This is a genomic window from Sphingobacteriales bacterium (assembly GCA_016700115.1).
Classification (GTDB): domain Bacteria; phylum Bacteroidota; class Bacteroidia; order Chitinophagales; family UBA2359; genus UBA2359.
In genome coordinates this window covers 562,108-587,086 of record CP064999.1, presented here as the reverse complement: position 1 = coordinate 587,086, position 24,979 = coordinate 562,108, and the positions used below count along the sequence as shown (strand labels likewise).

Here is a 24,979-nt window from a genome sequence, read left to right as displayed (position 1 = left end):
GTTAAAGCTGATATATACAGCGCAAACCAACTATGAACTATCTGACCAATCGTATTATCCGGTATTTATTGCACCGGCATATTAAACAGGTGTATGCCTGGTTAGATAATCCGCTTCATTTTCAGCGATTATGGTTTCGGCAGTTAATTGACTTGAATAAAAACACCGTTTGGGGCAAAACTTATGGGTATGACAAAATTAAAACTCAACGAGATTTTGCCGGACAGGTGCCCCTTCAGGACTACGATAGCCTCAAACCGTTTTTTCAAAGAACCCTGAACGGAGAACAAAGCGTTATCTGGCATCATCCCATTCAATGGTTTGCCAAATCTTCGGGCACTACCTCCGACAAAAGCAAGTTTCTTCCACTAAGTCCTCAGGCTATCCGGCAATGCCATATTTCCGCCAGTCGCGACATGATGGCGTTATTCATACAACATAACCCGCAAACGAGGATTTTTAGCGGTAAAAGTCTGATTTTGGGAGGTAGTCACGAAATTAGCAAACACAACAGGTCTGCACGTTATGGCGACCTTTCTGCGGTACTCCTTAATAATATGCCCTATTTGGGCAACCTGCTCCGCACACCCGGCAACGACATTTCATTACTGCCGGATTGGGATGAAAAAATCGAAAAAACAGCCCGGCTCATCATCAATCAACCTGTTACCAATTTTGCAGGCGTTCCTACCTGGTTCCTGGTCTTGTTTAAAAGGGTGTTGGAATTAACCGGCAAACAGCATCTGCGAGAAGTTTGGCCGGGACTTTCACTCTACTTGCATGGCGGAGTGAGTTTTACCCCATATAAACATGTCTTTAAACAGCTCATACCGGCCGATGATATGGAGTATTGGCAAACTTATAATGCATCTGAAGGATTTTTTGCTTTGCAGGACCAACCCAACAGAAACGATATGGCGCTCTTGGTCAACCATGGGATTTATTTCGAGTTTCTGCCCATGAGCGAACTGGAAAGCAATACACCGCAAACTTTAACCCTCGAAGAAGTAGAAACCGGCAAAAATTATGCCCTTGTCATCACTACGAATGCCGGTTTGTGGCGATACCTTCCCGGCGACACGATCATGTTTACCACCCTAAATCCTTATCGCATTCGTGTTACCGGAAGAACCCGGCATTATATCAATGCCTTTGGCGAAGAACTGATTGTAGATAATGCAGATATGGCTATTGAAACTGCGAGTTTTAAAACCAATGCTAAAGTGCAGGAATATACTGCCGCCCCTGTTTATTTTTCCGAATCCGGAAACGGCGGGCATGAATGGCTCATTGAATTTACTCAAGCCCCCCCAGATTTGCAGGAGTTTGCCCGGCACTTAGACACTACCCTGAAACAGGTAAATTCAGACTACGAGGCGAAACGGTATCAGGATATGGCCATGCAGTTCCCTGTCGTTACTGCTGTTCCGGCCGGCACTTTTTACCGTTGGATGAAGTCCAAAGGAAAATTGGGCGGACAACACAAAGTGCCCCGACTTGCAAACGACCGTCAGTATTTGGAGGAAATTAAACAGTTTTTCAGCCCGGATAAGTAGTTTCAAACGAATAATTGATATCCCTGTTTTATAGGTTCATAAGAACCGGCTTTCATTTTTTCTCAATCCATGTAACCGTGAAAATCTTTACAAACAACCTTAATAAAATGTAATTTGTGAAACTAAACAACAATTCAACCGGGTTTTGCGTAAATTAGCTGCGCAACCGGAAAGTTGTTTATTGCATCTTTAAGGTTAAATTCGCTCAAAGAATTATTTTACTACCGATATACTTAATATATGCGCCTTCCAGTTGTTTTATACTTGTTTTTTACAGCCTTTTTAATGAATGGGTGCGATTTAAATTCTATTATAAACATTGAAGGGATTGCTCCGGTAGATATTTCCTGTTTTTTAACCGAAAGCAATGAGTTGGTAGTAGATGATCAACTGACTTACGAAACATTGTTTACCGATAGTCTTTGTGCCGGATACACTCCGCCCATTATAGATTTTAACGAGCGAACTTTGTTGGGGCTCCGAACCGAAGCTACCGGTTGTACTGCTTTTTATACCCGCAGTGTGCATGCCGATACACATGACAAACAGTATGTTTACAAAGTCAGGGTACATGTTGGCGTTACCGGATGCGACACGTTGAAACAATTGGTCAATTACAATTGGGTTACTGTGCCAAAACTCCCCGACAAATATGAGGCGCTGTTTGAAGTTACCTACAAATAGGAATATCAGATTTACCGGACATTTTATTTAGACCAAATCCTCTGAAATATCCTGACAAAGTTCGACCAGGACACCGTTGCAGTTTTTGGGATGGATAAAACAGACCCATTTATTATCTGCTCCTCGTTTAGGTTGCTGATTGAGAAGGGTAAAGCCCTGCCCGGACATCCGCTCCATCTCTTCCTGAATATTGCTGACAGCATAAGCCACATGGTGAAGCCCTTCACCGCGCTTTTCTATAAATTTTGCAATGGCGCTATCGGGATGAGTGGCTTGAAGCAGTTCTATTTTTGATTCGCCGACTTTAAAAAAAGAGGTCAAAACATGCTCGGTTTCTACCAATTCGGTTTTGTAATGCACAGTTCCCAACAGTTGCGCATACAGGGCATTGGCACTTTCCAGATCTTTGACAGCAATTCCAATATGTTCTATTTTGGTGAAGGGCATAACAGTTATTTATTGCAGAATATTGTAAACATTGTTTGGGGTTGTAGTTCCAAAAAGTTTTAACTTTTCAACTGACCTATACTTGTCGAGTGTTGGAGTTTACTGTCTATCCAGTTCAGTACAAAGTCGAATACTTCATTTTGTTCGGGTTCATTGTGCAGTTCATGAAAAAACCCCGGCCAGCTTTTGAATTCCACTTTTCCTTTGGCTGCCGATGCAAATTCTTCACTTGCCTGATAACTTGTCAATCCGTCCGCAGTTCCGTGCATCAGCAACACCGGAACCCGCAATTGGGAATAGTTGTGAGTAGCAAATTCAGCTTGCTCTGTAATTGACATAAACAAGCGGGCAGAAATCTTATCGTGTACCAAAGGGTCTTTCTGATATGCCTCGCAAACGGCATTATCTCTCGACAACTGATTGATATCAATGCCATTGGATTCGAAATACCAGGGTAATAATACGGTTGCAATTTTGGTCAAAGCGATTTTTGAAGCCGGGACTTCCATAGCAGGTCTCAACCAGGGCGCACTCAGTACAATGCCCAAAACCCGGGGGCTTCGGGCAATGGCGTAATTAAGTACAATATTGCCGCCCATACTATGTCCATAAATAAATTTAGGCTCACCCGGAAACCGTTTGCTCGCTTCTTCCAGCAGCCGGTCAATTTGTTCATAGAACTGGTTGAAAGAACCGACATGACCCCTGCGCCCTTCTGACTGACCATGCCCCAACAAATCACAGGCGATGACTACATAATTGTTGTTGACAAAAAAACGGGCAAAATGTTCATATCTGCCAATATGTTCGCCCAAACCGTGTACCAGACAAATAACACCTTTGATCTCGAGCTTATTTTCAGACTGCCACAATTGCGCATGTATTTTGCTGCCGTTGGTATTATACCAGTTAAAAGGTATTTTTTTCATAGTAAATATAATAAGTTTCGAATAAAGCTGTAAAACTGAAACATCTTCCCTGATTGCAGAAGCAGCAGATCAAACAATGGGGTAAAGATAAACAATTAGTCCCGATTTAAGGAAACTTCTATGCTTTAAAGCCTAAACTTATACTAATTATTAACATTGTATGGTCTGATCTCTGTGCTTTAAACATCAGGAGCTGTTCCGGGTTGTGATTTTTTGTTTTCAAATCATATTGGTTAATCAATATCGGGCTGTTTATCCTTTACACTTAGTAAACCCCTCCTCGTTTTCCTCCGGCAAAGGGAGTTCAAAAAACACATACCCATCCAACAAAAACAGCCCACCTCAACTCAAAAAGAACTGCACCCGGGAACAAAACACACCTGCGAAAATTCGAAAAACAACCCAAGCCCCACGACCAAAAATTGTAAAAAAACAAGATTTCAGCGCTAAAATGAGGTTGACATAAGCGTATTGTCCCCCTGCAAAAGATTATTGCAGAGACACATGAACCCAATGCAGGGGTACATTAGGTCATTGCAGAGGTGCATGAACCCAATACAGGGATACTTTAAGTCATTGCAGGGGTGCATGAACCCAATGCAGGGATACTTTAAGTCATTGCAGGGGTGCATGAACCCAATGCAGGGGTACTTTAAGTCATTGCAGAGATGCATGAACCCTTTGCGGAGGCACAATCAACCATTGCAGGGGTGCATTGTGTCATTGCAGGGTGGCTTTTGGGCTTTGCAGGGCAGCACCAAATTCAGGGCTGTTTAAAAGCCGGCCATCAGTTGTTCCTTGATTTTAAAAAGTCCGGATTCTAAGCCTGTGGGGTAAGGTTGAATCAATGGGGCAAATTTTGACACTTGTTCTATCGAAATTTCCTGTATTTGATTTAGGGAAGGCAGTTTGTAAACCAACAACCCGTTTCGAAAGATGGGTTGAAGTAAATCCTGATAAACAGTTTCGGAGGGGAGTTGTAAAGATTCGCCCGAAAATGTGTTTATAATAGTTCCCTTTCCATCGTAACTAAGTTCATCATAAAGCATATCTGCCAAAGGCATATTGAATTCGGGATGGTAATATCGCCTCACTTGAAGAAAACCCGGATTGGAAGTTTTAACCGCTTCTTCCGACAATTTAATGCGATATTCCCAATTCCCGCCCTCGTCTTGAATGGCACCTAATTTATAAACCCCTCCCAACGCAGGCTGATCCTGAGCAGTAACCAAATTGGTACCTACTCCCCAAAGGGTAATACGTGAACCTTTTGACTTTAACTCTTCAATGCGATACTCGTCCAGATCATTACTTGCTGTAATCACAGCTTTTTGAAACCCGTTTTCGTCCAGAATTTTTCTGGCACCAATACTCAGTTCAGCCAAATCGCCGGAATCTAACCTGATTCCTAACATTTCATGCCCGTTTTTGCGCAATACTTTACCAACTTTTACCGCATTTCGGACCCCTTCCAAAGTATCATAAGTGTCCACTAAAAATATGCAATTGTTGGGCAGTGCTTTGGCATAAGTTTCAAAAGCCTCCAGTTCTGTATCAAAGCACATGACCCAGCTATGCGCATGGGTGCCCCGGACAGGAATACCGAACAATTTACCGGCCAATACATTAGAAGTTGCCACACAGCCCCCGGCAAATGCAGCTCTGCTTGCAGACAAGCCACCGTCAATGCCCTGTGCCCTCCGAAGTCCAAACTCCAGCACTCCATCCGGATAAGCTGCGCGGCAAACCCGAGCTGCTTTGGTAGCAATCAACGTCTGAAAGTTGACGATATTCAGCAAGGGAGTTTCTAATAATTGAGCTTCTAAAAGAGAAGCCTCCACCCTAATTAAGGGTTCATGCGGAAAGACAACGGTCCCTTCCGGTATGGCATCTAAATTACAGGTTGGGCTAAATCCGGATAAATAGTGTAAGAAATCTTCATCAAACAGGGGTTTAGAATCAGCACCTTTCAGTGTACTGATATACTCAAGGTCGGACTGGGTAAATTTCAGCCCCCGGATATAATCAATGACATATTCTAACCCACAGGCAACTGCAAAATTTCCTTTAAAGGGCTGACGGCGGTAAAACAGGTTAAACACTGCACTGCGTCCGGCTATGCCGGATTTAAAATATCCATAAGCCATCGTCAATTGATACAAGTCGGTCAGCAAACTGAGGGAGGTGTTATAAATTTGCGAAATCATATCCTATGATAGATTGATTAAATGGTGAAAAACTGGAAAAAGACACAGTATAGTAAATAATCTGAAAACAGTTTTAGATCAGTTTGTCAAGGCGGCAAAGTTATCTCAAATTGTGCCAAACCATAAAGTCGGGCATAGAAATGGTTTCTTTTTGTTAAAAGCCCTGCAAAATAATTAACTTTGCCTTTCAAAAGAAAAACAGGTGAAAAGATTCATATAAAAAAGGAAGCGTCAATTGTCTGTTTCTATGAAGTCTGTTTTAATAATAATTAAACAATGATTGCTCCAAAAGTTAGAACCATCATCAGCCATTTTTACACCAAATAATTTTAAGAGATGCCTCAATTACACAATCAAATCAGCGGGAAGTTGCTTAAACAGCGCATCTTAGAAGATCCAACTCCTCGAACCACGTTATCTTTCTATCAATACGCACATCTGCAAAATCCTCACGAATTCAGGGACAGTTTGTATTTGATGCTTGACCGTTTGAATGTTTTAGGCCGTATCTATGTGTCTTATGAAGGGCTTAATGCTCAAATCAGTGTACCCACCTCTAATCTGGAGGAATTTGTTGCTTCCCTATACAGCATTGATTTTCTTGACGGAGTGAGACTCAACTATGCCATTGAAGATGATGGCAAGTCTTTTTTTAAATTAGCCATCAAAGTCCGGAAAAAAATCGTAGCAGACGGGCTGAACGATGACTCTTTTGATGTTACTGATAAAGGAATTCATTTGGATGCCTTGAATTTTAACCGCCTAACAGATCATCCCGATACTTTGCTCATTGACATGCGAAATCATTATGAGAGCGAAATCGGGCATTTTCAAGGGGCTATCTGCCCCGATGTGGATACCTTCAGAGAGTCATTGCCGGTAGTAACAGAGATGCTTCGGGGAAAGGAAGACAAACAAATTGTTATGTATTGTACCGGAGGTATCCGATGTGAAAAAGCCAGCGCTTACTTCAAACATAAAGGATTTAAAAACGTTTACCAGTTAGAAGGCGGAATTATTGAATATGCAAGACAGGTTAAAAAACAAGGGTTGCCCAATAAGTTTATTGGGAAGAACTTTGTTTTTGACAGCAGGTTGGGGGAATTTATCAACGGTGAAATCATCAGCAAATGCCACCAATGCGGACAACCGGCAGATACCCATATCAATTGTGCCAATGAAGCCTGCCACCTCTTGTTTATTCAATGTGCTGATTGTGCCGCCAAGTTTGAGAATTGTTGCTCTGAAACCTGCAAACAAGTGATTTATTTGCCGGAAGAAACACAAATCAAACAACGCAAAGGAATAAACAAAGGCATTCAAATTTTCAGAAAAGGACGGATGCCGGAAAGTAAGATGATAGAAGTTTAAAAATATACAGCAAAGTGCTGTTTTATGTTTGATAGTTTCACCACAAAACGTCTTAGCTGTTTTAAGTTTTCTCTATATCATTTGGTTATAGTCGTCAAAAGTCCTATTTTTCGCACAATTTTTAAACTTGTTTCCTGAAAGTTAAAAATTACCGGGTGAATAAAGTGTTAACCCAATTTTGAGATAGGCTTGTTTCCGGTAAAAATGCAGATATTTAAAGCGGACTTACTGTTAAAAATATAATTTAATTACATTACTCAAATAATTTGTTTCATGAAAAAAACACTACTACTCACGCTGTTTGCCCTCTTGTTTATGGGCATTTCCGGCGTAGCACAGGCACAATGTACCGCCTATGCAGGAGGACCTTACAGCGACCAGGGCATTGACGTAGCCGGATGTAACGGCAACACTTTAAACGCCCCTTACGGAGCATGGTTAAACGAAGTTTATTTTACAGAGGTAGTTTCCGGTGGTAATTACACTTTCAGTTTTTGTGACGGCTATAACTCCGCAACCTGGGGAGAAGAAGCAATCATCACAGCAATTTTAAATGGCACACCAAGTGGCGCTCCTCCGGGAACAATTGACGGTGGTACATTGCTTGGATCCGAGTTGGGTTGTACCTTTACCTTTGATGCCACAGAAGACGGAACCGTGTTTTTCATTTTAAGTACTGCCTCTGCATGTGGTGGTGATATCTTACAGACGGAAAACGGAGTGCCTTCAATCACTACCAACTCCGGTGTTGAGTGCAGCACTGAATGTAGTACCACGCCTGTGTTTGCAACATTCACACCTGCGGGCCAACCCGCAATCTCTCCTACCCCAACTATTTTCTGTCATTCGTTCTTTACCGAAGAAGAAGTACCTGTTGGGTATGTATCTGTTGCTGTTTTCCCCGGCGATGGGACGCTTTATACCTTTACCAATGAAGATGGTTTTATGTTCTACGGTTTAACTGCCGATGGTTTCATTGAAAGCACTGAGTTTGAACCCGGTTTTATTGGCTTCATGTTGGTAACCGATGAACTGATTGCCGCAGCAGGCGGAACAACGACCATAGAATTTACTTCCGGTGAATTTTGTTATGAATCATTGACCATTGACTGGGCAACCGATTTTCCCGGCCTTGTAGTTGCTGACCTGTGTTCCGGTGGTAGTGCCAGCACTCCGGGTGCTGATGAGTGTGCCGATGCACTTCAGATTTCTATCAGCGATGGCGCTATTAACGGACCTTATTCTAATGTAGCTGCTACCGGAGAGGCCGCAACTCCTCCTGATTGTTTTGGAGACGATGACGGAACAACCGGTGAAAACTTTTTCGACAATTCTGTATGGTTTGTATTTGTCGGCGACGGCAGCACAATCACTCTTACCACCAGTGTTTTAGGCGCACCTGCACCTATGCCCAATGCGGATACTCAGATGGCTATATTTATTGGGAGCTGTAACGAGTTGGTTGAAATTGCCTGTAATGACGACATTGATTTAGTTGGTGAAAACTATTTATCATCTATCACCCTCGAAACATTCCCCGGTGAAAACTACTACGTAGTAGTTGATGGATATTATTACACCAACGGGCCGGATTCAGGCGACTTTTTTATCAACGTATCTGCTGAAGGTGGAAGTGACTGCTTGGCTGAGGCCGGTATCCTGACCCCTCCGGCTGTAACCACCATTTGCCAGGATGGAACTATTGATGCCTTTACAATAAGTGGCGATAATACAGATGCTGCTTACTTTTCTATCATAGTGGTTACTTCCGGAGCCGAATTAACAATTTTGGGCTATGTTCAACCCGGAACCGCAGTTGATTTAACCGGCCTTCCTGCCGGAGATTACATGTTCCATGCCTTTAACTTCCTTGTTGACGATGCCGAAACAATTGACGACGCTGTAGCCGGTGGAGCCACCGGTCTCGATATTGCCGGATTGATTGATGATGGAACGATTTGCGCCGATTTAGATGTGGCTGGAATTCCTGTTACCATTCTTCCTCCCGGCGATCCCTTGTGTTCACCGTTTGTCTGTGAAGCTAATTTTGGAACTACCAGTTTTGGCAATACCGTGGTGTGCGAAGGCACGATGAGTGAAGAAGTGCTCGTTAGTGGAGATAATACGGACGGATATTCCACTTTGTTGGTAATTACTCAAGGTACTGAACTGACAATTGTTAGTGTAGTAGGACAGGGAAGTATAGATTTTGCAGGATTAGCTCCGGGTAATTATACCGTTCACGCCTTCAATTTCTTAGATACAGATTTACCCGCTATTGTTGAAGCTATTGAAACAGGTGCCGTAACAACCGGTTTTGATGTAGCTGCCTTAATTGTTGAAGGACTTATCTGTGCGGCATTGGATGAAGTTGGTGTAGTATTTACCGTACTTCCTGCAGATGACCCAGCTTGTGTTGTTTTTGTTTGCGAGGCCAACTATGGCGAAGTGAACTTTGGCAGCACTACCCTTTGTGAAGGCAGCAGCAGTGAAGAAGTTTTTGTTACAGGCGACAATACTGATGGATATTCAACGGCTTTGGTGATTACTTCAGGTGCTGAATTAACCATTGTAGATGTAGTAGGTCAAGGCACTATTGATTTTTCAGGTTATGCTCCCGGCGATTACACCGTTCATGCATTTAACTATCTCGATACTGATTTTGAAGCCATTTTAGAGGCTATTCAAACAGGTACTGTAACTACAGGTGGTGAAGTCGCTTCCTTAATTGTTGAAGGACTTATTTGTGCCGCTTTAGATGTGGATGGTGTGGTATTCACAATTCTTCCTGTTGGCGATCCCGCCTGTACACCTTTCGTTTGTGAAGCCAACTTTGGTGAGGTCAGTTTTGGAAGCACCTCTGTTTGTGAAGGTGGTAGCAGCGACCCCATTTTTGTAACCGGCGACAATACAGAAGGATATTCTACGCTTTTAGTGATTACTCAAGGTGCTGAACTGACCATTCTCAATGTGGTGGGACAAGGCAGCATTGATTTTGCCGGCTACGCCCCGGGCGATTATACTATTCATGCTTTCAACTATTTAGACACAGATTTGCCTGCAATTTTAGAGGCTTTGGAAACCGGTGCTGTTACTACAGGTGGCGAAGTCGCTTCTTTAATTGTTGAAGGACTAATTTGTGCCGCATTAGATGTAGATGGAGTAACATTAACCGTACTTCCCATTACTGATGCCCTTTGCCAATCGCCACCGGTAGCAGGTAGCGACTTATTTGTCATTGCTCCTAATACCGAATCCTTTGTCATTCAACTGTCCGGCTACGTGTCAGATGCAAACGGCGACCCGTTGACCATTGCCATAGGCAGCCCGGATCAAGGTGGTACTGCTTCTTTTGACGATGCAACCGGCGAACTCACATTCTTCCCCGATGCCGGATTCTTTGGAACAGTGGTTATTCCTTATACGGTAACAGATGGATTTAGCGAACCGGTAAGCGGAACTATGACTATAGTCGTTGAATTGTCATGCGACTCACTTAACCCCATTTCTATCGGCATAATTGAAATAGTTACCAACCCGGTCAGCGGGGTAAGTGTTGCTTACCTTTCTGTTAACGGCGGATTGCCCGAATTTGACGGCAGCAACTATACGATTAATATTTATGAAAGTGAAGGAGTTGTATTATTCTCTGCCAACGATGTGCCCACCGGAAGCGTTTACACAGTTCCAGCCCTAAGTACAGAAAATGATGCTGTAACTCTTGTTGTTACCGATAATTTAGGATGTACAAATGAATTTGAAGTGTTTGTTATCGGAACCACCCTACCGGTACAATTAGTTGATTTTAAAGGCACTGTTCAGGAGCGCGGCAACCTGATAGAATGGGTTACTTCTTCTGAAACCAACAACGATTTCTATACCTTATACCGGTCAACAGATGCAGTCAACTATCAGAAAATTGCACAGGTAGATGGTAAAGGAACTACTTCTTTAAGCAGCAATTATCAGTATTTTGACGAAAATGCCCCCAATGGCGTGGTTTATTATCAATTGGTACAAACCAATTTTGACGGAACCAATACCACATTGGGAACCATAGCGCTCAATCGAACTGCGAATGGCTTAACAGTGGTTCAAGTTGCTCCTGTTCCTGCCAGTCATTCGGTTAATTTGGTTTTTGCTACCCAAACAGTTGCAAAAGTGCAGATTTCCTTGTTCGACTTAAGCGGAAAATTGGTAACTACACAGTTTGCAGATGCTACAGATGGCATTAACAACGTACAAATTGATGTTGCTGATATTCCGGCAGGTATGTATCTGCTTACCATTAATGACGGAACTCAAATAGCTAATGCCAAAATTGTAAAAGAATAATTTACCGTTTTGAGCCGGCTTTTCCTCCGGAATAAAAAAACTCCCCAATGCAGCCTGTATTGGGGAGTTTTTGATTCTGCTGCTGCCTGAAATTGCTATGAAACCAAACAAAAAAGTAATTTTGTGCCTGCTTAATCAAATAGTTGTTTCAGCCTTTTGGGTGTAGATATTAAACCGCAGAAAAACTGCCAGCATTAAAATGAAATGCTAATTACAGATTATGAAGTATCAATTGGTGAATCACTGAATTTTATATTCTCTATCAACATAGAATAAAAGCATTTAAGTCAAAAGTCTGAAATCTATAATCTAACAAAATTAAATAAAAAAATATGCTGTTGATAGCCGATAGCGGAGCAACAAAAACCAACTGGATATTAGCAGATACAAAAACGCAAAATATCATAGGAGAATACGAAACAATGGGGTTAAGTCCATTTTTTGTAACAGAAGAACAAGTATTGAATGAATTAGGCGGCAATCCGAATCTTGCTGCTTTTGCACCGGTAGTGGAAGATATTTATTTCTATGGTGCCGGCTGTTCAAGTGAAGAGCGCTGTACCAAAATGCGCAATATCTTTTCAAAGTTTTTTACAAAATCACGGATTACCGTTGAGCACGACCTCCTCGGAGCAGCGATAGCCTTGTGCCATAACCAATCCGGTATTGCCTGTATTTTGGGAACCGGGTCAAATGCGGTTTACTACGATGGAAAAAACCTTTTTGAAGAAACTCCGTCTTTAGATTATATTTTGGGCGATGAGGGGAGCGGAACGCATATTGGTAAAATGTTGGTCAGACTTTACATGTACAAACGACTGCCGAAAGATTTGCATGATGATTTTACTGCTAATTACGAGGTTACTAAAGAAATAGTCCTGGCAAAAATTTACAAAGAATCGAACCCGAAGCGATATTTAGCTTCATTTGCCCGCTTTGCCGGAAAACATGTAAAGCATCCGTTTATTCACCGGCTTGTTCAGGATTGTTTTTCTGAGTTTTTAGAATACAGAGTCTGCATTTACCCTCAAAGCAAATATACCCCGGTCAGTTTTGCCGGTTCAGTTGCACATTATTTCAGCGATATTCTCACTGAATGTGTAGCAGACAAAGGGTTAATCAAAGGGCGTATCATTCAAAAACCCATTTATGAGTTGCTGAACTACTATTTTAAAAATACAGCCACAGATATAGGGCGATAGCCTTTAAACATTTTTAATAATCAGATACATTGCCCCAACTACACCAATCAGCAGCATGATGACTGTAAACAAGGGGGAAAAGCCAGACCAGGCATCTAATTTTATCCCGATAAAACAGCAAATCAGAATCAGGGCAATCATTTTATAGGCAATAGTCAAATACCGCCCATAAATACTACCGGCTTCTGATGGGGATTTATTCTGTTTTGATTGATTTTGAGGCATTGGCAGAACGTGCAGGATTAGCAAAAGCGGCTATTTCGGCTTGAGATGATTCAAAACTGAAATTTTCGGAATTGCCCATTGTGCATCTGCCATTAAATATAGCCCCTGCTTCTACTACCAACTTATTGGCCGTAAGATCGCCATTAATTAAAGCAGATTCCTTTAGGTTGAGCAATTCCTTAACTCGGATTGTCCCTTCAATTTTACCGGAAATATCGGCATTTTCGCAAACTATATCGCCAAAAACTACACCGGTGGGACCAAGCACAATTCTTGCATAGGCAGTTATATTGCCGGTAAGTTCACCATCAATGCGAACATCTCCCTGACAAGTCATGTTACCGGTTATTTTTGTGCCTTGTCCAATCAGGTTTAATGCATTTACCGAATCACGGCGGTTGTTGCTTCGATCTTCGGACGCTTTCTTATTGTTTCCAAACATGCTACAAACTTTAATGAATAATAAACGTATTTGTAAATTGCCAGGGTAATATAAATAAGGGGCTTAGTTGAAATCTAAAAACTCGGTCGGGTTTACCGGAATCTGGTGATGCCATAACTCAAAATGCAAATGCGGGCCGGTGGACTGCTCTCCTGTATTGCCAACAATAGCTATTACATCGCCTGCTTTTACAAAGTTACCCGTTTTTTTTAACAGTGCTGCATTGTGTTTATAAAAAGACACTAAATTATCAGAATGTTGAATAGCTATGACATATCCGGCATCAATTGTCCACTCAGCTAGCACAATCATCCCTTTTGCGGCGGCTTTAACCGGCTCTTTTTCTCCTGTTACAATATCTATGGCGTAATGCTCTTTGGCAACATCGAATTTAGAAGAAATTACGCCTTTTACCGGTGCAAACAACTTGAACAAGGAGGTGTTCCTCATTCGTTGAGCATTCAAATACTCATCGCCGACTGTTGTAAACTGACCGCTTTGCTCCATTGTCCGGCGCAATGCAGCCTCTTCTTCCGAAATTGCGTCTAAATCCATGGAATCTGATTCAAGACTGTCTTCCTCAGAATTAGAGTTATTGTCCTGAGTGCCGGTATTCTGAACAGACTCCTCCTGTAAAACAGATTTAATACTTTTTATGAAGACATTTTGTTGTTTCACTACGCGCTCCAATGAATCCGACTTTTCAGAAAGGGCATATACCTGCCTTCGGGTTCCGCTGTCATCATATCCGGGAATATATTCTTTCAGAGGAGTAAGTACAATCAGCATAACCGTCAGGATTGCCATGATGACCAATAGCGTGCTGAAAAACACATAAATATTTAATTGCGAAAGTCTGAATGAAAATTGTTCCTCTATGGTATCTTCCGTCATGACGACCAATCTGTACTTATGGCGCAAGCGCTCGGATATATCTTTTAGTTTAAGAGCTTTCATTATAAAAAGGCATGAAATTGGCAAAAAAATTAGGACCGGGTTCTTTTAACTTCAAATGATTTTAACGGATTTTTATTCCCAACCACAAAATACATAAGTTTTTCGCTATTAGAGGGTATTTTTAACTGTACTTTGTTGAGGTGAAATATTTAAGAAGAAAAGCTAATGATATAAACATGGTTCATTTGTCATATTAACTCAAACACTTAAAATAAATGAATAACCGGTGCAATGACTTTTTAAAAATTAAAAGGTTCACTTGTTAAACGAAGTACTTAAGTAACAAGAACGACTAAGGATGATTAGATTTGTTAAAAACCTTCTTACTTTTGTAGATTCATTTGGAGAATAAGCATTTTTTGAAAAATTCAAAATAAATTTACCATTTTGAGAGTTTAAATTGATGCCTTTTTTTACTGCTATCAATAATAAAACACCCATTCAAGCCATTAACCGACTTTTGGTTATGAAGAACAACAATACTTCTCATACATTTTTTAAGACATTATTTCAGCGCGGTTCATTATACGCACTGAAGTTCACCTTTTTAATTGCTGTGGTTTCATTTTGCAGTAACAATGTTACTGCTCAAAATCGTCCGTCACAGCAGCAGCAGCAACCTGACAAACAACAACCAAACCGGCAATTGCCTCAAGGGTTGGATGCCGGGTTGCAGAGCGGTACTCCGACAGTTAAGGCTGACGCAAATCAAACTATACAAGGAGCATTGAAAGACCAAAAAGCCAAAAGGCAGGCAAAGGCCAAAGACCCGAATAAGGCTTCTTGGTTAGGGATGCGTTTTCAGGACCTCTCCGCACGGTTTAACCGGTATTTTAATGCCAAACTTCGTTACGACGAAGGTATTACAAGGTTGAAACAAGACCATAAAGATAATTACGATAACATTTTGCCGGTATATGTATATAACAGCGGCAGCGGAACAAGCATTACCAGCAATTTGGACGATGCTATTAAAAAGGCATCTTTGGCCATTCAGCTAAAACCAAACAGTAAATGGATAGATGACTGCTATCAACTTGTCGGTCAATCTTACTATTTAAAAGGCGATAACGATGCCGCTATCAGCTCGTTTCAGTACGTTACCAAGAATTTCAGCCTCTTTAACCGCCGTTTTCCCAACAAGCAACAACGTGCATTAGACAAAAAACAAGAGGAAAAAATGCGGCAGGACAGAGAAATGGAGCGCGAACTTGCGCTGAAAGAACGCAAAGAACAGGCTAATCAAAAGAAAAAGGAAAGCGAACAGAAAAAGAAAGAACTGGCTAAAGAAAGAGAAGACAAGAAAAAAGAGATTGAAGCCGCACGAAAAGAAAAACAAAAAGAACAGCAAGAAGCCAGCAAAGCCCGCAAAAAAGAAATAGAGGCCAAGAAAGCAGAGCAGGCAAAAACACAGAAAGAAAAACTGAAAGAAATAGAACGGAAGAAAAAAGAGCGTGAAAAAGAACAAAAAGAGCTGAAACGTCAAAAACAAAAAGCGTTGGAAGCCAAAAAGAAAGGCAAGCCTGTTCCACCACCTTCTGCAAAATCTTCTTCAAAGGAAGAAAAGAAACCGGAAGCTACAGCTACTGAAAAAGATACTGAGGTCAAATCTGAGGATAAAGAAACAGTTTCGCAACAAGAAGAGCAGAAGAAAGATGAAGTAAAACCACCTGCTCCAACCAAGGAAGAGAAGGGTAAAAAGAAAGAAAAATCAGCCAAACAGGAAGCGGAAACCCAGGATAAAACGGAGAGTGGTGATACCACCTCTGTGTCCACAAATGACAATAATAATATTGCCTTAGATAATATGGGCAAACCCATTGACGCTTCAGAAAAAGCAAAAGGGGGAGCCGGCGGAGGATTCAAGTTGCACAAACTTTCGAAATATGATGCCATGATATGGCTGGCGAGAACCTATATAGAGAAAAAGCAGTTTACCGATGCCGAGCAGGTTATCAAAATAGCCAAAGACGACCGCAAGTTTCCCAAAAAGAAACTGGATGATTTGGCTGTGTTGGAAGCGCACTATTTTTTAACCCGTCAGGATTGGTCACAGGCATCAACCGCTTTAAAGAATGCCATTAAAGTATCAAAAAGCAAAAAAGAAAAAGCTCGTCTGTATTTTATACTTGCTCAAATCAGCAATGAAAATAAAAATTATGCCGATGCCCTGGCAGCATTTAATAAAGTGCTGAAAAGCCGTCCTTCGTTTGATATGGAGTTTAACACACGGTTAAACATTGCACAGACCAAGCTGAGAAGCGGTGCATTTACACAAGAACAAGCAGTTGCTTATCTGGAGCGTATGACCAAAGAAAACAAGTATGCCGATGTTTCAGACCAAATATTTTTCGCAATGGCCGAGATTGCCATTGAAAAAGGTGATATGACTAAAGCTACTGCCTATTTGGGCGAATCGGCTAAAAACAGCACAGCCAATAAAGACCAGAAAGCACAATCATTCCTCAAATTGGCCGATTTGAATTATGATCTGGAGCGCTATGTAACGGCAAGCGCATATTATGACAGCACCCTGACCCTGTTGGCCAAATCTTACCCATCTTACAGTGATATTTCAAACCGCCGCTCCGTACTAACCGAACTGGTGGAGTATATCAATACCATTGCTTTGCAGGATAGCCTTCAGCGCATTGCGAAAATGCCGGAAGGAGCGCGCCGGGCATATCTTGAAGAAGCCATTACTAAAATGGAAGAGGAAGCTGCCCGAAAACGCGAAGCGGAAGCATTGAAAGAAGCCGCAGCAATGGAAGCTGCCAATACTCCTGCAGCCACTGAGACCGGAACCTGGTATTTTTACAACCCGATAACCCGGTCTAATGGTGAGGTTGAGTTCAACCGCCGTTGGGGAGCTCGCCCTTTGGCTGATAACTGGCGGCTTGGCAGCAAAACAATGGGGGTCATTGTTTCAAATTCCGGATCTGATTCTAATTCCAATAATGCCAATGACCTGATGAGTCTGGCATCGGAAGGAAAGCTGAAGGTAGAGGACCTGCTAAAAAACCTACCGTTAAAACCCGAAGACTTATCAAAGTCTGATACGCTGATTGCCGATGCTTTATTTGGGTTGGGGATGGCTTACAGAAACCGCCTTAACAATATCGAAAAAGCAACGGTTACTTTTGACGACCTTTTGCGCCGGTATCCGGTCAGTCAGTATTCTGCACAGGTGCATTATACCCAATACCTGATGGCCAAGGAAGCAAACAATACACAAAAGGCTAATCAACATAAAAACCAATTGCTTCAGAATTATCCCGAAACAACGTTTGCCAAATTAGTAGAAGACCCAGGGCACTTGCAGGCGGTCAACGAAAAAGGACGGCAACTGGAACAATATTACGAGCAGACCTACGCCTATTACAAACAAAACAACTTTGACGAGGTTAGAAGACGCTCGGAAGAAGTCAATAACTTGTTCGCCCTTAATCCCCTTCAACCTAAGTTTGACCTGCTCAATGCTTTGATAGTCGGACATTCACAGGATAAAGCCGCCTATATTACTGCACTAAGAGAAGTTATCCTGAAACACCCCACAGATGAGGTAAAAACCAAGGCGCAGGAAATTCTCGGCTATCTGGAAGGAAATGCCGGCAACTCTGCTACAGCTTCAGTTTCAAAACCTGCTTCAGCCGGCAATTATACCTATCAGGAAAATGCCCGTCAGTATGTAGCAGTTTCGTTCACGGGTTATTCTCAACAAATTTCGGGGCTAACCAACAAACTCTCTGACTTTAACAACAGCAATTTCAGTGTTGACAAACTTAAGGTCAATCAAATGCTTTTGGATCCTCAAACTCAGGTGGTGTTGATTAAAGAATTTAATGATGCCGGGAAGGCCATGACTTATTACCGTGCTCTTCAACAAAACGAGAGTACTGTTTTTCAGGGATTAGACGTGGCGTTTAAGTTTTTTGTTATTTCAAAACCCAACTTCACCGAGTACTTTAAAAACAAGGACACCAATGCCTATTACGACTTTTTTATTCAAAACTATAAATAGGGATTTCAAATTGCCCGGAATACTCTGCCTGAATATGGTTACTGACCCGATACAGAGGAGGACATGAAAGGGCAATTGTAGTCTTTTATAATTTTTGGGATAACCACTTATGTCTGCTGTTTAAACTCAATCAACACAATAATATTTCAAATTTGAAATGGAGTTCTTTACTGAAGTTCCCGCATACAAGCACTATATAAAGCTGATTTGGAAAGCGTTTTTTGCAGGTCTGCTACTAATTTTTTTGTTGTTTATCGGTGTTTCTCAAGGGCTGTTCGGAACATTACCCACCTTTATAGAACTGGAAAGCCCGAAAAGTTCACTTGCCTCCGAAGTGTATTCATCTGATGGGGTTTTGCTTGGAAAATTCTTTTTAGTTGACCGGTCTAATGTGTCTTATGAGGAGATACCAACGCATACGATTGATGCCCTCATTGCGACCGAAGATGCCCGTTATTACCAACATTCGGGGATAGACTTCAGGGGGATGTTGCGTGTTTTTACCAAAACAGTCATCGGAGGCAAAGATTCAGGCGGAGGTAGTACCATCACTCAGCAATTGGCAAAAAACCTGTTCCACGACCGCCCAAGCAGTACTTTCGGCAGGATTAAGCAAAAACTGAAAGAGTGGGTAATTGCCATTAAATTAGAACGAAGTTATACGAAGGAAGAGATACTGGCAATGTATTTTAACACCGTTCCATTTGGTAACAATGCTTATGGTATCAAGTCTGCAGCACAAACCTATTTTAATGTTCAGCCCGACTCGCTAAATGTACAGCAAAGTGCCATGTTGGTAGGTTTGTTAAAGGGGAATACGCGGTTTAACCCCCGCCGAAATCCTCAGAATGCTCTGGATCGCCGAAATGTAGTGTTGACACAAATGAGCCGTTACGGAAAAATAACTACAACCGAGCGCGACTCTCTTGCCAAAACCGAGTTGGGAATCAGGTTCAGCCCTATGTTGCATGACGAAGGGTTGGCGACCTATTTCAGGGAATATGTAAAAACAGAAGTTAAAAAATGGGCAACAGATAATGTCAAGGTTGACGGCAGCAATTTTGATATTTATCAGGATGGATTGAAAATCTATACTACCATTAACTCCAAAATACAACAATATGCCGAGGAGGCAGTGGCTGAACACATGCCACAGTTGCAAAAACAATTTTATGAACACTGGAAAGAGAAGGCTCCATGGGAAGATTTGCCAAAAGCCAAATTGCCCAAAGACGATGTATGGACAGGAACCAACGAGTTGATTTACCGTGCTGTTAAAAACTCAGAGCGATATAAAGTTCATAAAGACCAAAAACTTTCTGAGGCTGAAATCAAAGAAATCTTTAACACCAAGTATCCAATGACCGTCTTTTCGTGGAGAAATGCAGATGCGGGAATTGATACGGTGATGACTCCGCTGGATTCGATCAAATATACCAAGTATTTGCTTCATACAGGAATGGTGGCCATGGATCCTGAAACAGGTCATATTTTGGCCTGGATTGGAGGGATAAAACATAAGTTCTTTAAATACGACAGTGCCCGCCCAACATCGAAAAGGCAGGTGGGATCTACCTTTAAGCCCATTGTTTATGCCGTTGCGCTGCAAAATGGCTGGTCACCCTGCAGCAAAGTTCCCAACCTTCCGGTAGTGTTTGAAAACTATGACGGCTGGTCGCCCGAAAATGCAAGTGGGTATCTGAGTGGTCAAATGGTTTCGTTAAGAACCGGACTGGCACATTCCATCAATCGTGTCGCCGCATATCTGATGAAACAAATCAGCCCGGACCCGGTTATTAAATTAGCAAAAAAAATGGGGGTAGAAAGCCATATTGACCCCATTCCGTCTATTTGTTTGGGATCGGTAGATATGTCGGTCTATGAATTGGTGGGAGCATACAGCACTTTTGCCAACAAGGGGTTATACACCAAACCAATCAGCATTACCCGTATTGAAGACAAAAACGGGAACGAACTTGCTAATTTCAGCACCACGACCACAGAGGCTATTGATGAGGCAACTGCTTATGCTATGGTAACAATGCTTAGGGGGGTTGTAGAATCCGGCACTGCCGGAAGGCTGAAATGGAAATACAATATCAGCGCAGATGTGGCGGGCAAAACCGGAACTACCAACGATAATTCGGATGGATGGTTTGTGGGCATTACCCCACAGTTGGTCGCCGGAATTTGGGTAGGAGGAGATGAAAAAGCCATTCACTTCCGCACAACCCGGTTGGGTTCCGGTTCAAATATGGCGTTGCCTATTTATGGTAAATTCCTCAGTAAAATTTATTCAGACTCGCTCACCAATATCAGCTCCAACGCACGGTTTCAAATTCCGCCACCCTCCATCATGCGTAGTATAGAATTGGATTGCAATAAATACGATATACCTTATGTGGGGGTTGAAGATGGGTCATCTGTCAGTACCGAAACACAGGCATCTGGTGTTGGCGGTGAAGCCGATACAATCAAAAAATCATTTAATTACAACGACCAGTTTGATTAATAAATCAGGGGCTATCATTTTTTACAGATGATATAACCATCGGTTTTTTGATAGATTATCAGAAGTTGATTGAGTTGAGGCATTCATATTTTATCAACTTGCAACTTAAACCCCTTTTTCAACTGTCCTTTACACGGCAAATTGATAACTTTGCCGATATTGTTGCGTAAGCCAAGTTATCGCAAACAAACTATATTTGCCAAAATCTGTTCTCTTATCACCTTTTCGAGGCATCCATTTTGCCGGAGATACTTAAATTGGTAGATTATGAACCAATCCTGGATATATCGCCAAATATATTGTCTGATTTTATGTTTGCTGATATCGCCTTTAGCTTCTGCTTTTCACATAGTTGGCGGTGAGTTGACCTATGAATGTTTAGGAGGCAGCAACTATCGGTTATCGCTCACAGTTTACCGGGATTGCAACAGCACCGGCGCTCCGTTCGACAATCCGGCCTATATCTTTGTGTTTAATGCTACGGGAAGCCTGCTCAATACACTCAGCCTAAGCATACCACCGGGAGGCCCCCAACTTGTAAACCCGCCTACTAATATTTGTGTCAATACCCTGCCTGATATTTGTGTTGAGACCATTACCTATACCACCATCGTCAGCCTTCCTCCCATCATCGGAGGCTATACCCTGGTTTATCAGAGATACAGCCGCAACAGCACTATTATCAATATCTTTAACCCTGACCAAACGGGCTCGTCCTACACAACCAATATCCCCCCGTCGGCTTTAGCAAATTGCAACAACTCCGCTACTTTTAACACCCTGCCTCCTACGGTTATCTGTGCAGGGCAACCCTTGTTTATTGATCAGTCTGCTTTTGATGCAGACGGTGACTCATTGTCCTATGAACTTTGCGCACCATTGATTGGCGGGAGCGATGCCTGCCCTCAACCCGGTGATTTTTCTAACTGCAATCCGCCGGGAATGCCTGCCCCCCCGCCTCCTTACGGCACGGTCAATTTTATTCCTCCTTATAGTGGGACCAATCCCTTGGGAGGCTCACCACCGGTAACTATAAATCCATTGACCGGTTTACTGACCGGCACACCTACTACGCTGGGGCAATTTGTGGTCGGTATTTGTGTTACAGAGTTCAGAAACGGAATTGCTATCAACTCGATACGGCGGGATTTTCAGTTTAATGTTACTCCGTGTCAGGCAGTTCAGGCTGCCGTTCAATCAAACAATATTACCCCACAGGGCAATTTCATCATTACCGATTGCGGACAGGATTTTACCGTTGACTTTATCAATACCAGTGTAGGGGCAACGTCATATTTCTGGCAGTTTGGCGATCCAAGTGTTTCGGACGACTTCTCTTCATTGCTTAACCCCAGTTACACCTACCCCGATACGGGTCAATATATCGTTACTTTAGTTGCCGATTCCGGTGTGCCCGGATGTATTGATACTGCCACTATTATTGTCAACCTGTACCCAACCCTGACCAATAACTTTTCTTACGTAGCCGGTTGTGCTTATGATCCGGTTGTATTTACCGATCTGTCGGTGAGCACCTATGGCTTTTTGACCGGTTGGTCCTGGAATTTTGGAGATGGCAGCAGTATCGCCGCACAGAACCCAACCCATACCTATGCCACAGGCGGCATAAAGACGGTTACGCTCTTGACGAGTACGTCGTTAGGCTGTACGGCCTCTTTCACTCAAACCATCTATGTTGCTCCTGTTCCTGATGCGGCGTTTGGTACTTCTTCACTTTGTATCAACACCCCCGTTCAGTTTACCGACCAAACCACAGGAGCACCTCCCAACTCCTGGGAATGGAATTTTGGTGATTCTAATACCTCCAACAATCAAAATCCCGGACATACCTATACGAGTGCGGGAGATTATACGGCAAGCCTGATTGTCAGTACCGGTGAAGGTTGTTTAGATACCACGCAGGTTTCTTTTACCATCTATCCCGATTTTACTGCCAATGCCGGTACCGACACACCAATCTGTCAGGGGGATACCATACAGCTTCAGGCTTCCGCCGATTTTCCCTGGTTCAACTATCAATGGTCTCCTCCTGAGGGTATCATTGCAGGTGCCAATACTGCCACCCCTACTGTCAATCCCACTGTAACAACTACCTATCAACTCACCATTTCAGATCCAAACGGCTGTACCCGTACAGATGATGTTGTAATCACGGTTCATTCTATTCCCGATGTTGCCATCATTGGAAACCCTATAGTTTGTATTGGCGATGACCTTTTGTTATCCGCCTCTTTCAGTCCCAATGTTGTCAGCTTTGAATGGAGTGGGGGTGGGGTGTTTAATACCACCGATTTGAGTATTACGGTAAGTCCAGCCGATACGACCGTTTATCAGTTAAGTGTAATAGATGTGAATGGTTGTGAAAATACCGACACCTTAACCGCTTTGATTCAATTTCCTATTCAGGCAGATGCAGGTGGAACTGCTGCTTTTTGTTCCGGAGGCTCAGTTCAACTAAGCGCAACCGGAGGGTTGAATTATGCGTGGAATCCTCCATTGGGGTTGAGCGACCCCAATATTGCCAATCCTGTGGCTTCTCCCTTAAATACCACTCAATACACTGTAACGGCTTCCAATTTCTGCTTTAGTGATACTGCTTCGGTTTTGGTAACTGTCCATCAATTGCCTGTTGTCAATGCAGGTCCTGATGCCACAATCAATGTGGGGGAAAGCATCATTTTGAACGGTTCGGTGGAAAGTGAAGCAAGCGGTTTAGAGTTTTCGTGGTCGCCCGGCAACGGTTTAAGCAGCTCCATACAACTCAATCCTGTGGCCAACCCGTTGGTAACTACGGTTTATACCCTTTCCGCAACCGATTCCAACGGCTGTATGGCTGCCGATACGATGCGACTCGAAGTTACCAATATTTTTGAAGTGCTTATTCCCAACGCTTTCTCACCCAATCAGGATGGGGTGAACGATAATTTTGGAATAGTCAGAACCAAAGGAGTTAAAGAATTGCTCGAGTTTAAAATCTATAACCGTTGGGGGCAACTGATTTTTGAAACAAATGATACGAATACCCGTTGGGATGGCAGTTTTAAGGGAACTCCACAAGAAATGGGTGTTTATGTCTATTATATAAGGGCATTGACTTTTTTGGATACCGAATACAAACAACAAGGCAATATAACCCTTTTGCGTTAATCCAAATTTCCTCAACCACATCTCGAAAATCGGGCAACCACAGAACAAATTACACCTGCCTCACATCAAATAACAGCCCGTACCTTCAGACAAAATATTGTCTTAAAGCAAGATTAGTGTAACTCCACAGGTTTTAGGTAATAGGTTTTTGATTTTAGCGATCAATTCTGCTGTTTTTGTTTAAAAAGAAAGTATTGGATTGCCTGTAAAATACGGTTGTGCTTTTGGTAAAGATAATGAGAAGCTCCGTATTCTTTAACTCTGACAGACTTTGCCAATATTTCAACTAATTCTGAAGACCGGATACTCAAACCCTCCGTAGTAATTCTACCTATCAACTTGCCGCTTATCTTTTCTGACCGTTTTTTTTCCTTATTCCAACGGCTACTAACCTTGTATAGGTAGTAATTACAATTTATGTGTTTTACTTCGGAACCTTTAGTCTTGTGCTTTAAAGCCCAGTCAGGATGTGCCATACATATTACCTGCTTTAGGGAATAGCAAAGACAGGGTTAAATTCTTTTAAAACAAGTCCCCCAGCGTTTTTTCACAACCTATTACCTATGAAAAAACGAAGTTACAGATTAAATAAGCCATCCCCTTTAAACAAGCACTGCCATAACCACGCTGAGGTTGATGCAAGACAATAGCTGCCCCACTTTGTAAAGCTATTTGTGCCGTTCCATCAGAAGAGCCATTGTCCACCACGACAATCAGGTCATTCAGATGTTGAGGAATATCAGCCATCACCTTCCCTATATTGTCTGCTTCGTTGAGGGCGGGTATTAAAACGGCTATTTTCATCGGGGTTTGGTTTGAATTTTGGTAAAAGATACGTTAGATTCCATTCAAACCCACCTTCAAATTTTCTAAAGCATTCCCGTTTTTTTAGAACAATAGGGCTATTGGGACGAGTTTTCTGA

At 42.3% G+C, this 24,979-nt stretch carries 16 protein-coding genes; 8 read left to right on the top strand and 8 right to left on the bottom strand.

The features are described from left to right. The first annotated feature begins 32 nt into the window (after window positions 1-32). Complete coding sequence (locus IPM47_02125) at window positions 33-1,556, top strand: GH3 auxin-responsive promoter family protein (protein QQS29775.1); 1,524 nt, start codon at window positions 33-35, stop codon at window positions 1,554-1,556. Between the two features lie 240 nt (window positions 1,557-1,796). Further along, the gene (locus tag IPM47_02120) at window positions 1,797-2,240 is read left to right on the top strand and encodes a hypothetical protein (protein ID QQS29774.1); all 444 of its coding nucleotides are present in this window, start codon (window positions 1,797-1,799) and stop codon (window positions 2,238-2,240) included. Between the two features lie 27 nt (window positions 2,241-2,267). Here the strand turns inward: IPM47_02120 and mce are convergent, their stop codons facing one another. The 3 genes from mce to IPM47_02105 form a co-directional block, all read right to left on the bottom strand. Then, on the bottom strand, window positions 2,268-2,687 hold the full coding sequence (mce, locus tag IPM47_02115) for a methylmalonyl-CoA epimerase (protein ID QQS29773.1): 420 nt from the start codon (window positions 2,685-2,687) through the stop codon (window positions 2,268-2,270). Between the two features lie 59 nt (window positions 2,688-2,746). Then, complete coding sequence (locus IPM47_02110; GenBank protein ID QQS29772.1) at window positions 2,747-3,616, bottom strand: lysophospholipase; 870 nt, start codon at window positions 3,614-3,616, stop codon at window positions 2,747-2,749. A gap of 773 nt (window positions 3,617-4,389) precedes the next feature. Next, window positions 4,390-5,823 carry a nicotinate phosphoribosyltransferase gene (locus tag IPM47_02105; GenBank protein ID QQS29771.1) on the bottom strand — a complete coding sequence of 478 codons (1,434 nt, stop codon included), beginning with the start codon at window positions 5,821-5,823 and terminating at the stop codon, window positions 4,390-4,392. Window positions 5,824-6,159: 336 nt separating this feature from the next. Between IPM47_02105 and IPM47_02100 the strand changes: the two genes are divergently transcribed. From IPM47_02100 to IPM47_02090, 3 genes are all read left to right on the top strand, one after another. After that, on the top strand, window positions 6,160-7,194 hold the full coding sequence (locus IPM47_02100) for a rhodanese-related sulfurtransferase (GenBank protein ID QQS29770.1): 1,035 nt from the start codon (window positions 6,160-6,162) through the stop codon (window positions 7,192-7,194). A 273-nt stretch (window positions 7,195-7,467) separates the two neighbouring features. Further along, window positions 7,468-11,529, top strand: coding sequence for a T9SS type A sorting domain-containing protein (locus tag IPM47_02095; GenBank protein QQS29769.1), 4,062 nt, complete (start codon window positions 7,468-7,470; stop codon window positions 11,527-11,529). Between the two features lie 332 nt (window positions 11,530-11,861). After that, window positions 11,862-12,731 (top strand): N-acetylglucosamine kinase, encoded by an 870-nt coding sequence (locus IPM47_02090; protein ID QQS29768.1) that lies wholly within the window; start codon window positions 11,862-11,864, stop codon window positions 12,729-12,731. Window positions 12,732-12,734: 3 nt separating this feature from the next. On the opposite strand, the gene IPM47_02085 is transcribed toward IPM47_02090, so the two are convergent. The 3 genes from IPM47_02085 to IPM47_02075 all read right to left on the bottom strand — a co-directional run bounded on the left by IPM47_02085 (window position 12,735) and on the right by IPM47_02075 (window position 14,355). Continuing rightward, window positions 12,735-12,956 (bottom strand): AtpZ/AtpI family protein, encoded by a 222-nt coding sequence (locus IPM47_02085; GenBank protein ID QQS29767.1) that lies wholly within the window; start codon window positions 12,954-12,956, stop codon window positions 12,735-12,737. Further along, entirely contained in the window at window positions 12,928-13,398 is a 471-nt protein-coding gene (locus IPM47_02080) for a polymer-forming cytoskeletal protein (GenBank protein ID QQS29766.1), read from the bottom strand. Before IPM47_02080 ends, IPM47_02085 begins: the two co-directional genes overlap by 29 nt. A gap of 63 nt (window positions 13,399-13,461) precedes the next feature. Next, window positions 13,462-14,355, bottom strand: a complete 894-nt coding sequence (locus IPM47_02075; protein ID QQS29765.1) for a M23 family metallopeptidase — start codon at window positions 14,353-14,355, stop codon at window positions 13,462-13,464. 466 nt (window positions 14,356-14,821) lie between these two features. Between IPM47_02075 and IPM47_02070 the strand changes: the two genes are divergently transcribed. The 3 genes from IPM47_02070 to IPM47_02060 all read left to right on the top strand — a co-directional run bounded on the left by IPM47_02070 (window position 14,822) and on the right by IPM47_02060 (window position 24,056). After that, the gene (locus IPM47_02070) at window positions 14,822-18,376 is read left to right on the top strand and encodes a tetratricopeptide repeat protein (protein ID QQS29764.1); all 3,555 of its coding nucleotides are present in this window, start codon (window positions 14,822-14,824) and stop codon (window positions 18,374-18,376) included. Between the two features lie 157 nt (window positions 18,377-18,533). Beyond that, window positions 18,534-20,888 carry a transglycosylase domain-containing protein gene (locus IPM47_02065; protein QQS29763.1) on the top strand — a complete coding sequence of 785 codons (2,355 nt, stop codon included), beginning with the start codon at window positions 18,534-18,536 and terminating at the stop codon, window positions 20,886-20,888. 267 nt (window positions 20,889-21,155) lie between these two features. After that, the gene (locus tag IPM47_02060; GenBank protein ID QQS29762.1) at window positions 21,156-24,056 is read left to right on the top strand and encodes a PKD domain-containing protein; all 2,901 of its coding nucleotides are present in this window, start codon (window positions 21,156-21,158) and stop codon (window positions 24,054-24,056) included. A gap of 161 nt (window positions 24,057-24,217) precedes the next feature. On the opposite strand, the gene IPM47_02055 is transcribed toward IPM47_02060, so the two are convergent. Both IPM47_02055 and IPM47_02050 read right to left on the bottom strand, forming a co-directional pair. Then, window positions 24,218-24,532 (bottom strand): hypothetical protein, encoded by a 315-nt coding sequence (locus IPM47_02055; protein QQS29761.1) that lies wholly within the window; start codon window positions 24,530-24,532, stop codon window positions 24,218-24,220. 85 nt (window positions 24,533-24,617) lie between these two features. Then, complete coding sequence (locus tag IPM47_02050) at window positions 24,618-24,860, bottom strand: glycosyltransferase (protein ID QQS29760.1); 243 nt, start codon at window positions 24,858-24,860, stop codon at window positions 24,618-24,620. Between the last annotated feature and the right edge of the window lie 119 nt (window positions 24,861-24,979).

What these genes read in the sequence shown, in the direction of transcription:
- IPM47_02125 (QQS29775.1), top strand. Translation starts at nt 33, where the DNA reads ATGAACTATCTGACCAATCGTATTATCCGGTATTTATTGCACCGGCAT.
- IPM47_02120 (QQS29774.1), top strand. Translation starts at nt 1,797, where the DNA reads ATGCGCCTTCCAGTTGTTTTATACTTGTTTTTTACAGCCTTTTTAATG.
- mce (QQS29773.1), bottom strand. Translation starts at nt 2,687, where the DNA reads ATGCCCTTCACCAAAATAGAACATATTGGAATTGCTGTCAAAGATCTG.
- IPM47_02110 (QQS29772.1), bottom strand. Translation starts at nt 3,616, where the DNA reads ATGAAAAAAATACCTTTTAACTGGTATAATACCAACGGCAGCAAAATA.
- IPM47_02105 (QQS29771.1), bottom strand. Translation starts at nt 5,823, where the DNA reads ATGATTTCGCAAATTTATAACACCTCCCTCAGTTTGCTGACCGACTTG.
- IPM47_02100 (QQS29770.1), top strand. Translation starts at nt 6,160, where the DNA reads ATGCCTCAATTACACAATCAAATCAGCGGGAAGTTGCTTAAACAGCGC.
- IPM47_02095 (QQS29769.1), top strand. Translation starts at nt 7,468, where the DNA reads ATGAAAAAAACACTACTACTCACGCTGTTTGCCCTCTTGTTTATGGGC.
- IPM47_02090 (QQS29768.1), top strand. Translation starts at nt 11,862, where the DNA reads ATGCTGTTGATAGCCGATAGCGGAGCAACAAAAACCAACTGGATATTA.
- IPM47_02085 (QQS29767.1), bottom strand. Translation starts at nt 12,956, where the DNA reads ATGCCTCAAAATCAATCAAAACAGAATAAATCCCCATCAGAAGCCGGT.
- IPM47_02080 (QQS29766.1), bottom strand. Translation starts at nt 13,398, where the DNA reads ATGTTTGGAAACAATAAGAAAGCGTCCGAAGATCGAAGCAACAACCGC.
- IPM47_02075 (QQS29765.1), bottom strand. Translation starts at nt 14,355, where the DNA reads ATGAAAGCTCTTAAACTAAAAGATATATCCGAGCGCTTGCGCCATAAG.
- IPM47_02070 (QQS29764.1), top strand. Translation starts at nt 14,822, where the DNA reads ATGAAGAACAACAATACTTCTCATACATTTTTTAAGACATTATTTCAG.
- IPM47_02065 (QQS29763.1), top strand. Translation starts at nt 18,534, where the DNA reads ATGGAGTTCTTTACTGAAGTTCCCGCATACAAGCACTATATAAAGCTG.
- IPM47_02060 (QQS29762.1), top strand. Translation starts at nt 21,156, where the DNA reads ATGAACCAATCCTGGATATATCGCCAAATATATTGTCTGATTTTATGT.
- IPM47_02055 (QQS29761.1), bottom strand. Translation starts at nt 24,532, where the DNA reads ATGGCACATCCTGACTGGGCTTTAAAGCACAAGACTAAAGGTTCCGAA.
- IPM47_02050 (QQS29760.1), bottom strand. Translation starts at nt 24,860, where the DNA reads ATGAAAATAGCCGTTTTAATACCCGCCCTCAACGAAGCAGACAATATA.